The organism is Pseudomonas citri (assembly GCF_025336485.1).
Classification (GTDB): domain Bacteria; phylum Pseudomonadota; class Gammaproteobacteria; order Pseudomonadales; family Pseudomonadaceae; genus Aquipseudomonas; species Aquipseudomonas citri.
In genome coordinates this window covers 85,148-97,226 of sequence record NZ_JAODAB010000012.1, presented here as the reverse complement: position 1 = coordinate 97,226, position 12,079 = coordinate 85,148, and the positions used below count along the sequence as shown (strand labels likewise).

The following is a 12,079-nucleotide window of genomic DNA, read 5'->3' as shown; positions in this document are numbered from 1 at the left end:
GGTTGCCGCCGATAGCTTTTACTTGCAGCTCGAAGCTCGAAGCTCGCCACTGGCTTCAGCCATACCGTTTCATCGCCTCGATCGCCAACCCGCTACCGATACTGCCGAAGATATTGCCTTCGACATGCCGCGCCTGGGGCAGCATGGCCGAGACGCTGTTGCGCAGTGCCGGGATACCGCTGGAGCCGCCGGTGAAGAACACCGTGTTGACCTGCTCTACGCCGACGTTGGCATCGGCGAGCAGTTGCGTGACGCTGGTGCGCACCCGCTCCAGCAGCCCATCGATGGCCGACTCGAACAATGTGCGGCTCAGGTCGACGCTCAGGCCCGGCTCGATCCTGTCCAGTGGCACATGGTGCTGGTCGGTGTGGGTCAATTGGATCTTGGTTTCTTCCACTTCCATCGCCAGCCAGTGCCCGGCGCGTTGCTCGATCAGCTTGAACAGCCGGTCGATGCCGCCGGTGTCTTCGATGTCATAGCGCATGCTGTTCAAGGCCAGGGTGGATTTCTGCGAATACACGCCATTGATGGTGTGCCAGGTCGCCAGGTTCATGTGGTGGCTGGTGGGCATGTAGGCGCCGCTTTTCATCCGGCTGCCGTAGCCGAACAGCGGCATCAGGCCGGCCAGCGAGAGCTGCTTGTCGAAGTCCGTCCCGCCGATGTGCACGCCGCCGGTGGCGAGGATGTCATCGTGACGGTTGTCGCGGGTACGCCGCTCGGGCGACAGGCGCACCAGCGAGAAGTCCGAGGTACCCCCGCCGATGTCGACGATCAGCACCAGTTCTTCCTGCTCGATGCTCGCTTCATAATCGAAGGCCGCGGCGATGGGTTCGTACTGGAACGAGATGTCCTTGAAACCGATGGCGCGGGCGACCTCCGCCAGGGTGTTTTCTGCTTCCTGGTCGGCGGCTTCGTCGTCATCAACGAAAAATACCGGACGCCCCAGTACCACGGCTTCGAACTCCCGACCGGCGGTGGCTTCGGCACGCTGCTTCAGTTGGCCGATGAACAAGCCCAGCAGATCCTTGAACGGCATCGCCGTGCCCAACACGCTGGTGTCGTGCTTGATCAACTTGGAGCCCAGCAGGCTCTTGAGCGAGCGCATCAGCCGGCCTTCGTAGCCTTCCAGGTATTCGTGCAGGGCCAGGCGGCCGTACACCGGACGGCGCTCCTCGAGATTGAAAAAGACCACCGAGGGCAGGGTGATCTTGCCATCTTCCAGCGCGATCAACGTTTCCATGCCGGGGCGCAGCCAGCCGACAGTGGAGTTGGACGTGCCGAAGTCGATGCCGCAGGCACGGGCCGGGGATGGGTTTTTCATGTCTTTGAGGTCCGGTCGAAAAAACGGCCGCGCAGTGTATGCCAGTGCGGCACGGATTCGAAGGCCGGCTATCTACTAATTCGTGAACATTGGCCTTGAAAGACGCCGTTTTACCCCCAAACTTGCAGGCATAGGTCTGGCAGCGCAGGGCGGATACAAGAAACCGCCACCGGCTGCCGATAAACTTCTTCAAGCGCCGCCCGGTCACAAACCTTGAGATTGGTCAAACCCGGGGGCCTGGACCCCGGGCATGCTGCACAGGGCGGTGCGATATCGATAACGGATGGTGATCCTTCGATGGACTTCAAAGACTATTACAAGATCCTGGGGGTCGAGCCGACGGCCGACGATGCCACGATCAAGGGCGCCTATCGCAAGCTGGCGCGCAAATACCACCCGGATGTGAGCAAGGAAAAGGACGCCGAGACCAAGTTCAAGGACGTCTCCGAAGCCTATGAGGCGCTGAAAAGCGCCGACAAACGCGCCGAATATGACGACCTGCGCCGTTACGGTCAGCACGGCCAGCCGTTCCAGGGCCCGCCGGGCTGGCAGAGCCGCGGCGGTTTTGGTGGCCAGAACGGTGGTGATTTCTCGGACTTCTTCAGTTCGATCTTCGGTAATCGCGGGCCGGGTTTCGGCGGCGGACAGTCAGGTCGCAGCGCCGGCCGACGAGGACAAGACGTGGAATTGGAATTACCGATTTTCCTGGAAGAGACCCTGTCCAGCGACTCGAAAAAGGTCAGCTTCCAGGTGCCGCAATACAACGCGGCCGGCCAGCACGTGAGCAACACCAGCAAAAGCCTGAACGTGAAGATCCCTCAGGGCGTGACCGAGGGCGAACGCATCCGCCTCAAGGGCCAGGGCGCGCCGGGTGTTGGTGGCGGCGCCAATGGCGATTTGTACCTGACCATTCGTTTTGCCCCGCACCCCAAGTTCGACGTCGAAGGCCAGGACCTGATCATCACCTTGCCCCTGGCGCCTTGGGAACTGGCGCTGGGCACCGAAGTGGCGGTCCCGACCCTCACCGGCAAGATCAACCTCAAGGTCCCGGCCGGCAGCCAGAACGGCCAGCGCATGCGCGCCAAGGGCCACGGCCTGCGCAACAAGGCGGGGGAGCGCGGCTACCTGTTCGTGCAGCTCAAGGCCGTGATGCCCAAGGTCAATGACGACGCGGTCAAGGCGCTGTGGGCGGAACTGGCGAAGAAAGCGGCGTTCGATCCGCGGGAGAATTTCTGATCTGCTCGCCACAGTCAGACTTGTCACAATCCTGACTAGACTCGACAGTTAAAGCATTGGGAGAAGCAGCATATGAGCAACCCGATCATTGAACTGAGCCTGACTGAATTCTGCGAGGCCGCCGCGTTGGCGGATGTCCATGTGATCGAAATCGTCGAGCACGGCATCCTCGAACCCCATGGCGCGGCGCCGAAGGACTGGACATTCACCGATTACGAACTGGTCCTGGCCCGCCGCGCCGCCAAGTTGCGGCGCGAGCTGGAACTGGAATGGGACGGCGTCGCCCTGGCGCTGGACCTGCTGGAGGAAGTGCAGCAATTGCGCAACGAAAACCGCATGCTCAAGCAGCGGCTGGGGCGGTTGGTGGAGTGAAAAGCGCTCAATGAGCAAGCGCCAACCTGTGGGAGCAAGGCTTGCCCGCGATGGATTCAACTCGGTTCTCAAAAGTTGAGGCGCCTGTATCGCGAGCAAGCTTTGCTCCCACAAGTCTTTGAGCCCAGGCCACTACGCCAGCCCCTATGTCATTCAAAACAGAAAATACCGCTGCGCCATCGGCAGCACTTGCGCCGGTTCGCACCACAACAACACCCCATCGGCCTTGACCTGGTAGGTCTGCGGGTCGACATCGATGTGCGGCAGGTAGTCGTTGTGGATCAGGTCGGTCTTCTGCACATCGCGACAACCTTTGACCACGGCGATTCTTTTCTTGAGCCCAAGCTGTTCCGGTAACCCCGCGTCGGCCGCGGCCTGGCTGATGAACGTCAGGCTGGTGGCGTGTCGCGAACCGCCGAAGCTGGCGAACATTGGCCGGTAATGCACCGGTTGCGGCGTCGGGATCGAGGCGTTGGCGTCGCCCATCAGGCTGGCGGCAATCGCTCCGCCTTTCAGGATCAAGGTCGGCTTGACGCCGAAGAACGCCGGGCGCCACAGCACCAGGTCGGCCCACTTGCCCACTTCGACGGAGCCCACTTCATGGCTGATGCCATGGGTGATCGCGGGGTTGATGGTGTACTTGGCGATGTAGCGCTTGATGCGGAAGTTGTCGTTGCCTTCGCCATCGGCGGGCAGGGCGCCGCGTTGTTTTTTCATCTTGTCGGCGGTCTGCCAGGTGCGGGTGATGACCTCGCCGACGCGCCCCATGGCCTGGCTGTCGGAGCTGATCATCGAGAACGCGCCGAGGTCGTGGAGGATGTCTTCGGCAGCGATGGTTTCGCGGCGGATGCGGCTTTCGGCGAACGCGACGTCTTCGGCGATGCTCGGGTCCAGGTGATGACAGACCATCAGCATGTCCAGGTGTTCGTCGATGGTGTTGCGGGTGAACGGTCGGGTCGGGTTGGTGGAGCTGGGCAGTACGTTGGAGAAGCCACAAGCCTTGATGATGTCTGGCGCATGGCCGCCGCCAGCGCCTTCGGTGTGGTAGGTGTGGATGGTGCGGCCCTTGAACGCGGCCAGGGTGGTCTCGACGAAACCGGACTCGTTGAGGGTGTCGGTGTGGATCGCCACTTGCACGTCGTACTGGTCGGCCACGCTCAGGCAGTTGTCGATGGCCGCCGGGGTGGTGCCCCAGTCTTCATGCAGTTTCAGGCCGATGGCACCGGCCTTGACCTGCTCGATCAACGGCTCTGGCAGGCTGGCGTTGCCCTTGCCGGTGAAACCGATGTTCATGGGGAAGGCATCGGCGGCCTGGAGCATGCGCGCCAGGTGCCATGGCCCGGAGGTGCAGGTGGTGGCGTTGGTGCCGGTGGCCGGGCCTGTGCCGCCGCCGATCATGGTGGTGACGCCGCTCATCAGCGCTTCTTCGATCTGCTGGGGGCAGATGAAGTGGATATGGGTGTCGATACCACCGGCGGTGAGGATCATGCCTTCGCCGGCGATCACTTCGGTGCTGGCGCCGATGGCGATGGTCACGTCGGGCTGGATGTCCGGGTTGCCGGCCTTGCCGATGGCTGCGATGCGCCCGTCCTTGAGGCCGACATCGGCCTTGACGATGCCCCAGTGGTCGATGATCAGTGCGTTGGTGATCAAGGTGTCGACGACGTCGGCGGCTAGCAACTGGCTCTGGCCCATGCCATCGCGGATCACCTTGCCGCCGCCGAATTTCACTTCTTCGCCGTAGGTGGTGAAGTCCTTTTCCACTTCGACCCACAGTTCGGTGTCGGCCAGTCGGACCTTGTCGCCGACGGTGGGACCGAACATGTCGGCGTAGGCTTGTCTCGATATCTTCATGTGTTTGCCTTGGAATTCAATGTCGGTTTTTACAGATCCAGTCGCTGGTAGTCAGGTTTGTAGAGCCCGATCTGTGGGAGCACAGCTTGCTGGCGATGAACGATGACGTGGTCTGACAGGAGCCCGCGGTGCCTGCGTCGCGGGCAAGCCTTGCTCCCACAGGTCAGAGAGCAAGCCTGGTTCCCACAGGTCAGAGATCACCCATGACCCGCCCGGCAAACCCGAACACCCGGCGCAACCCTGCCAGTTCGACAAGCTCGACTTCCCGACACTGCCCCGGTTCGAAGCGCACCGCCGTGCCGGCCGGGATGTTCAGGCGCATGCCACGGCTGGCCTCGCGGTCGAAGGCCAGGGCGTCGTTGGTTTCGAAGAAGTGATAGTGCGAACCGACCTGGATCGGCCGGTCGCCGCGGTTGGCGACATTCAGCGTGAGCGTACGGCGACCGGCGTTGAGTTCGATGTCGCCGGGCCGGACCTGGTATTGCCCTGGAATCATTGCGGTTGCCCCAAAATCTTGTAGTAGATGGCGGTCGGGGTGGATGTCCCATCCGGGCTCAGGCAGTAGTCGGGCAGTTCACCGACGCGGGTGTAGCCCATGGCGCGGTAGAACGCCTCGGCTTCGGAACCGGCCTGGGTGTCGAGGTACAGCAGGCCACGCTTGTGCTGGCGGGCACCGAGTTCCAGGGCGTGCAGCAACTGCTGGCCCAAGCCACGGCGGCGGGCTTCGCCGCGCACCAGCAGCTTTTGCACCTCGGCGCGATTCAACCCATTGGGTTTCTGGCACAGGGCAAGCTGGACGCTGGCCTGCACTTGCTCATCCTTGACCACCACCCACAGCAGCAGGTCGCCCTGGCTGAGGCTGGCCTGGACCTCGTCGAAATAGGCGCGGGCCTGGACGGCATCGAGATCGGCCATGAAGCCGACGCTGGCGCCATATCCCACGGCGTCGAGCAACAGGTCGATCAGGCCCTGGCGGTAGTACGCAAAGCTTTCAGCGTGGACTCGACGCAACTGGGCGGCGTTCATGGGCGTTTCACTCCTTGTTGACGGCAGGCGCCGGGGCACCGGGGTTGAGGATCAATTGCATGAAAGTCAGGTCGAGCCAGCGACCGAACTTGATGCCCACCTGGGGCATCTGCCCGGTCACGGTAAAACCGGCCCGTTCGTGCAGGCGAATCGACGCCGCGTTGCCGCTTTCGATGGCCGCGACCATGACGTGCTTGCCGCATGCCCTGGCATGCTCGATCAGCGCCGCCATCAGCCGTGGGCCGAGGCCATTGCCGCGCTGGTCGTCGCGCACGTACACCGAATGTTCCACGGTGTGTCGGAAACCGTCGAACGGCCGCCAGTCGCCGAATGAAGCGTAGCCGAGGACGTTCTGCTCGCCATCGACAATCACCAGCACCGGATAACCCTGGGACTGCCGGGCGCTGAGCCAGGCCTGGCGATTGCCCAGGTCCACGGTCTGTTCATTCCAGATGGCGGTGGTGTTCAGTACCGCGTGGTTGTAGATCTCGCGGATCGCCGGCAGGTCGGTGGGCTGGGCATCGCGAATGGTGTAGGTCATGGCGCATCCTCAGGCGATGGGCTGGTGGACGGTGACCAGTTTGGTACCGTCGGGAAATGTCGCTTCGACCTGGATCTCCGGGATCATTTCCGGGATACCTTCCATCACTTGCTCGCGGCTGAGCAAGGTGGTGCCGTAGTGCATCAGATCGGCCACGCTCTGGCCGTCGCGGGCGCCTTCGAGCAGGGCCGCGGAAATGTAGGCCATGGCCTCCGGGTAATTGAGTTTCAAGCCACGAGCCAACCGCCGTTCGGCAACGAGGCCGGCGGTGAAGATCAACAGCTTGTCTTTTTCGCGTGGGGTCAGGTCCATGTGCAATCCATAAGGGCAGGTAAAAAATGATCTTTGTAAACACGTTCCACTGTAGGAGCGGGCCTGTGGGGGCAAAGTCATTGCTCCCACAGGGAAGCACGTTCAGGTACTCCAGATTCTGGGGGGTACGGCCGCTCGACCCAGCAGCGCCGGGCGCAGAAGCCGCCACAACTCAATCAACCACCCCCGCGCCAGCAGCGCCTCGCTCGCCAGGCAGCGGGCCACGACCAGGCCGGGCAGTTGGGTCAGGTCGCCACGCACGGCATGGCCCAAGGATCGGCACTGCTCCAGCAGCTCGCTGTCGACTTCGCCGGTGACCAGCAACGTGGCGAGCACCGGGTCGCCGCCCAGCCCAATGGGCGAATCGAGCAACCCATCGCCTCCGACAATGCGCTGGCGCTCGTGCCACAGCAACTGGCCGTCGCGGCGGATGTCCAGCCGTGATTGGAAGTGCCCGTGGTCGAAGCGCTCGCCGCTGGCTGGGCGGCCGAGGGCAACCATGTCCCAATAGAACAAGCGCCCGTCGCCTTGCAGATCGATCTGGGTATTGAGTTCGGCCTGGGCCGCGCTGAAGACGATGGTTTCCTGGGGCAGCCATTCGAGCGTCGCGCCAGGGGCCACGCTCAAGCTCAGTTGCTGGTACGCAGGCGCCGTGGCGCGATACCACTTGGCTGCGCCGGGGCTGGTCAGTTGTGTCCAGGCGCCAGGGCCGACGTGGGCCGCGATGTTCAACCGGTCGCCACCGGCAATCCCGCCGGGCGGGTGGACGATGATGTGTTGGCACACCTCGGGGCCTTCGGCATACAAGTGCTTCTGCACCCGCAGCGGGCCTTTGTGGCGGCGTTGGACCGGGCGCGTGCAGTCGCCAAAACGGGCGTAGCCCAAGTCCAGCTCGGCGTGCCAGCTGGGGGTGAACAGGGCGGATGGAGAAACAGGTAGATTCATGATTTTCTGATGATCGTCAGGACGCTAGAGACTAGATCGTAACCAGCCCGCGCACACCCTCGGCCTCCATGTTTTCTCCGCGCCCCTGCTGCACGATCTCGCCCCGGGACATCACCAGGTACTGATCGGCCAGTTCGGCGGCGAAGTCGTAGAACTGCTCCACCAGCAAAATCGCCATGTCGCCCCGGGCCGCGAGTTTCTTGATGACCGCGCCGATTTCCTTGATCACCGAGGGCTGGATACCTTCGGTGGGCTCGTCGAGGATCAACAGGCGCGGGCGGCTGGCGAGGGCTCGGCCGATGGCCAACTGCTGTTGCTGGCCGCCGGACAGGTCACCGCCACGGCGTTGTTTCATTTGCAGCAGCACGGGGAACAGTTCGTAGATGAACGCGGGTACTTCCCTGGCTTCGGAGCCGGGAAAACGCGACAGGCCCATCAGCAGGTTTTCCTCTACCGTCAGCCGCGCGAAAATCTCCCGGCCCTGGGGTACGTAGGCGATGCCCGCGTGCACCCGCTGGTGCGGCTTGAGCGCGGTGATGGCCTTGCCTTCCCAGTTCACTGCGCCTTCCTTGGCCGGCAACAGGCCCATCAGGCATTTGAGCAGGGTGGTCTTGCCCACGCCGTTGCGGCCCAACAGGCACGTCACCTCGCCGACCTTCACGTCGAACGACAGGCCCCGCAGAATGTGGCTGCCGCCGTAGTATTGGTGCAGCTTGTCGACTTGCAGCATGACTTGGATTCTCCTCAGTCCCCTGGGGGGGCAAAAACCTGTGAGAGCAAAGCTGTGGGAGCAAAGCTTGCTCGCGATGAACGATGACGCGGTCCAGGGAAAAATTGCGGCGGCCCTATCGCGGGCAAGCCTTGCTCCCACAGGCCCCCCCACAAGGGGAATGTGTTCGCAGGCTATCGACCGAGATACACCTCGATCACCCGCTCATTGTCCTGCACCTGCTCCAGCGACCCTTCGGCCAGCACGCTGCCCTGGTGCAGCACGGTGACGTGGTCGGCAATCGCGCCGACGAAGCCCATGTCATGTTCCACCACCATCAGCGAATGCTTGCCCGCGAGGGATTTGAACAGCTCGGCGGTGAAGTCGGTTTCGGCGTCGGTCATGCCCGCCACCGGTTCGTCGAGCAGCAGCAGTTGCGGGTCCTGCACCAGCAGCATGCCGATTTCCAGGAACTGTTTCTGCCCGTGGGACAACAATCCGGCGGGGCGATTGAGCGAAGGCGTGAGACGGATGGTCTCCAACACTTCGTGGATATGGTCGTGTTGCTCGCCGGTCAGTTTCGCCCGCAGGCTGGCCCACACCGATTTGTCGGTCTTGAGCGCCAGCTCCAGGTTCTCGAAGACACTCAAGGCTTCGAACACCGTGGGTTTCTGGAACTTGCGGCCGATGCCGGCCTGGGCGATCTCCACTTCGCTCATGCGGGTCAGGTCCAGGGTTTCGCCGAACCAGGCCTTGCCGTGGCTGGGGCGGGTCTTGCCGGTGATCACGTCCATCAAGGTGGTCTTGCCGGCGCCATTGGGACCGATGATGCAGCGCAGTTCGCCGACGCCGATGTACAGGTTCAGGTCGTTCAAGGCCTTGAAACCGTCGAAGCTGACGCTGATGTCTTCCAGGGTCAGGAGCGTGCCGTGGCGGGTGTTCAGGCCCACGCCGGCTGCCTGGCCGAGGCCGATGGCGTCGCGGCTGCTGCCGGCGTCCTTGTTGGGTTCCGGCGGATAGAAAGCGGGTTCGAGCATGAATTGGGCCGTGGGTGTGATCCTCATGATTCGCCCCTTTTCTTCAGTAGTCCGATCACGCCCTTGGGCAGATACAGCGTCACGACGATGAACAGCGCACCGAGGAAGAACAGCCAGTACTCGGGAAACGCCACGGTGAACCAGCTCTTCATGCCATTGACCACGCCGGCGCCCAGCAACGGCCCGATCAGCGTGCCGCGTCCGCCGAGGGCCACCCACACGGCGGCTTCGATGGAGTTGGTCGGCGACATTTCACTGGGGTTGATGATGCCCACCTGCGGCACGTACAACGCCCCGGCCAGGCCGCACAACACTGCGCTCAAGACCCAGACGAACAGTTTGAAGCCCCGAGGATCGTAACCGCAGAACATCAGGCGGTTTTCCGCGTCGCGCAGGGCGGTCAGCACCCGGCCGAACTTGCTTTGTGCCAGGCGCCAGCCGATGAACAGGCTCGCCACCAGCAACGACACCGTGGCCAGGAACAGCACCGCGCGAGTGCCCGGCTCGGTGATGCCGAAACCCAGGATCGAGCGGAAATTGGTGAAGCCGTTGTTGCCGCCAAACCCGGTTTCGTTGCGAAAGAACAGCAGCATCCCGGCGAAGGTCAACGCTTGGGTCATGATCGAGAAATACACACCCTTGATCCGCGAGCGGAAGGCGAAGAAACCGAACACCAGCGCCAGCGAACCGGGTGCCAGCACCACCAGGCACAAGGCCCAGAGAAAGCTGTCGGTGCCGGCCCAGTACCAGGGCAATTCGCTCCACGACAGGAACGTCATGAACGCCGGCAAGCCATCCCCGGCGGCCTGGCGCATCAGGTACATGCCCATGGCATAGCCGCCCAGGGCGAAGAACAGGCCGTGGCCCAGGGAGAGCAAGCCGGCATGGCCCCAGACCAGGTCCAGGGCGAGGGCGACGATGGCGTAGCAGAGGATCTTGCCCACCAGCGTCAGGGTATACGCCGAGACATGCAGCAGGCTGTCCGCCGGCAACAGCGACAGCAGCGGCAGGCTCAGCAGCACCGCCAGGATGACCCCGCCGACGGCGCAGGTGACTTTGGGACCGGCCTTTCGGGTGGCCGTGAGCATCAGGGGCTGGTTCATCAGTCGATTACCCGTCCTTTGAGCGCGAAGAGGCCTTGCGGACGCTTCTGGATGAACAGAATGATCAGCGCCAGGATCAGGATCTTGCCCAGCACGGCGCCGATCTGCGGTTCGAGGATCTTGTTGGCGATGCCCAGGCCGAACGCGGCGAACACGCTGCCGGCCAACTGGCCGACGCCGCCGAGCACCACCACCAGGAACGAGTCGATGATGTAGCTCTGGCCCAGGTCCGGGCCGACGTTGCCGATCTGGCTCAGGGCCACGCCGCCGAGCCCGGCGATGCCCGAGCCGAGGCCGAAGGCGAGCATGTCCACGCGACCGGTGGGCACGCCGCAACAGGCGGCCATGTTGCGGTTCTGGGTGACGGCGCGCACGTTCAGGCCCAGGCGCGTCTTGTTCAGTAGCAGCCAGGTCAGCGCCATCACGAACAGCGCGAAGACGATGATCACGATGCGGTTGTAGGGCAGCACCAGGTTCGGCAACACCTGGATCCCGCCCGACAGCCACGCCGGATTGGCGACCTCGACGTTCTGCGCGCCGAACACCAGGCGCACCAGTTGGATCAGCATCAGGCTGATGCCCCAGGTGGCGAGCAGGGTTTCCAAGGGGCGCCCGTAGAGGTGACGGATCACCGTGCGCTCCAGGGTCATGCCGATACCGGCGGTGATGAAAAACGCCACCGGCAGGGCGATCAGTGGGTAGAACTCGATGGCGTTCGGGGCCAGGCGCTGGAACAGTAGCTGCACCACGTAGGTGGCATAGGCGCCGAGCATCAACATCTCACCGTGGGCCATGTTGATTACCCCCAGCAGGCCGAAGGTGATGGCCAGACCGAGGGCGGCGAGCAGCAGGATCGAACCCAGGGACATGCCGCTGAAGGCTTGGCCCAGCAGCTCGCCCACCAGGAGTTTGCGTTTGACCTGGCCCAGGCTGGTTTCGGCGGCGGTGCGTACCGCGGCATCGGTCTCGACCCCGGGTTCAAGCAGGCCTTCGAGGCGGGTACGGGCCAGTGGATCGCCGGTTTCCCCCAACAGTCGGACGGCGGCCAGGCGCACGCCGGGGTTGCTGTCCACCAGTTGCAGGTTCGCCAGGGCCAGGCTCAGGGCGGCGTGTACGTCTTCATCCGGCTCGCCGGCCAGTTGCCGGTCGAGAAACGCCAACTGGGCCGGGCGCGCGGTTTTTTGCAATTGCCGGGCGGCGGCGAGGCGCACGCGAGCATCGACAGCCAGCAACTGATGGCTGGCCAGGGCGGTCTCGACCAGCCCGCGCAAGCGGTTGTTCAGGCGCAGGGTCTTGGGTTGGCCGTCGACGCTCAACTGGCCTTGTTGCAGGGCGTTGATCAGTTCGACACGCCCAGGCTCCGGCTGCGCGGCCCAGGTTTCCAGAAGCCTGGCCTGCTGGGTCGGGTTGGCGCCGACGAAGTCTTCGGCGTCGTCGGCGTGGGCGCCTATCGGCAACAGCAGACAGGCAAGAAGAGCGAGCAAACGATAAGGGGACATAACGACGTCCTGTAAGACTGCGACGGACCCTGTGGGAGCAAAGCTTGCTCGCGATGTCGGCGTGTCTGGATGACCGCCATCGCGAGCAAGCTTTGCTCCCACAGAGTTAGGGGCTTGTTCCCAG

13 protein-coding genes are annotated in these 12,079 nt (G+C 63.4%); 2 read left to right on the top strand and 11 right to left on the bottom strand.

The window, feature by feature from the left end; genetic code table 11:
• Positions 1–55: 55 nt before the first annotated feature.
• Complete coding sequence (locus tag N4Q37_RS15225; RefSeq protein ID WP_260958840.1) at positions 56–1,321, bottom strand: Hsp70 family protein; 1,266 nt, start codon at positions 1,319–1,321, stop codon at positions 56–58.
• A gap of 297 nt (positions 1,322–1,618) precedes the next feature.
• Here N4Q37_RS15225 and N4Q37_RS15220 point away from each other — a divergent pair, with 297 nt between their 5' ends.
• Positions 1,619–2,557 carry a DnaJ C-terminal domain-containing protein gene (locus N4Q37_RS15220; RefSeq protein WP_260958838.1) on the top strand — a complete coding sequence of 313 codons (939 nt, stop codon included), beginning with the start codon at positions 1,619–1,621 and terminating at the stop codon, positions 2,555–2,557.
• A 72-nt stretch (positions 2,558–2,629) separates the two neighbouring features.
• Complete coding sequence (locus N4Q37_RS15215; protein WP_260958837.1) at positions 2,630–2,929, top strand: chaperone modulator CbpM; 300 nt, start codon at positions 2,630–2,632, stop codon at positions 2,927–2,929.
• 153 nt (positions 2,930–3,082) lie between these two features.
• Here the strand turns inward: N4Q37_RS15215 and ureC are convergent, their stop codons facing one another.
• The 10 genes from ureC to urtB form a co-directional block, all read right to left on the bottom strand.
• The gene (gene ureC / locus N4Q37_RS15210; RefSeq protein WP_260958836.1) at positions 3,083–4,783 is read right to left on the bottom strand and encodes an urease subunit alpha; all 1,701 of its coding nucleotides are present in this window, start codon (positions 4,781–4,783) and stop codon (positions 3,083–3,085) included.
• A 190-nt stretch (positions 4,784–4,973) separates the two neighbouring features.
• The gene (locus tag N4Q37_RS15205) at positions 4,974–5,279 is read right to left on the bottom strand and encodes an urease subunit beta (RefSeq protein WP_260958835.1); all 306 of its coding nucleotides are present in this window, start codon (positions 5,277–5,279) and stop codon (positions 4,974–4,976) included.
• On the bottom strand, positions 5,276–5,809 hold the full coding sequence (locus N4Q37_RS15200) for a GNAT family N-acetyltransferase (RefSeq protein WP_260958834.1): 534 nt from the start codon (positions 5,807–5,809) through the stop codon (positions 5,276–5,278). The genes N4Q37_RS15205 and N4Q37_RS15200 overlap by 4 nt, the downstream gene beginning before the upstream one ends.
• A 7-nt stretch (positions 5,810–5,816) precedes the next feature.
• Positions 5,817–6,350: a GNAT family N-acetyltransferase gene (locus N4Q37_RS15195; RefSeq protein WP_260958833.1), complete on the bottom strand. Its 534-nt coding sequence runs from the start codon at positions 6,348–6,350 to the stop codon at positions 5,817–5,819.
• 9 nt (positions 6,351–6,359) lie between these two features.
• Positions 6,360–6,662 (bottom strand): urease subunit gamma, encoded by a 303-nt coding sequence (locus N4Q37_RS15190; RefSeq protein WP_060837311.1) that lies wholly within the window; start codon positions 6,660–6,662, stop codon positions 6,360–6,362.
• Between the two features lie 102 nt (positions 6,663–6,764).
• A complete protein-coding gene (locus N4Q37_RS15185; protein ID WP_260958830.1) occupies positions 6,765–7,607 on the bottom strand; it encodes an urease accessory protein UreD in 843 nt (280 codons plus the stop codon).
• 31 nt (positions 7,608–7,638) lie between these two features.
• Positions 7,639–8,337 (bottom strand): urea ABC transporter ATP-binding subunit UrtE, encoded by a 699-nt coding sequence (gene urtE / locus N4Q37_RS15180; RefSeq protein WP_260958829.1) that lies wholly within the window; start codon positions 8,335–8,337, stop codon positions 7,639–7,641.
• Positions 8,338–8,510: 173 nt separating this feature from the next.
• Complete coding sequence (gene urtD, locus N4Q37_RS15175; protein WP_260958828.1) at positions 8,511–9,380, bottom strand: urea ABC transporter ATP-binding protein UrtD; 870 nt, start codon at positions 9,378–9,380, stop codon at positions 8,511–8,513.
• Positions 9,377–10,456 (bottom strand): urea ABC transporter permease subunit UrtC, encoded by a 1,080-nt coding sequence (gene urtC / locus N4Q37_RS15170; protein WP_260958827.1) that lies wholly within the window; start codon positions 10,454–10,456, stop codon positions 9,377–9,379. The genes urtD and urtC overlap by 4 nt, the downstream gene beginning before the upstream one ends.
• Positions 10,456–11,955, bottom strand: a complete 1,500-nt coding sequence (urtB, locus tag N4Q37_RS15165) for an urea ABC transporter permease subunit UrtB (RefSeq protein WP_260958826.1) — start codon at positions 11,953–11,955, stop codon at positions 10,456–10,458. Before urtB ends, urtC begins: the two co-directional genes overlap by 1 nt.
• Between the last annotated feature and the right edge of the window lie 124 nt (positions 11,956–12,079).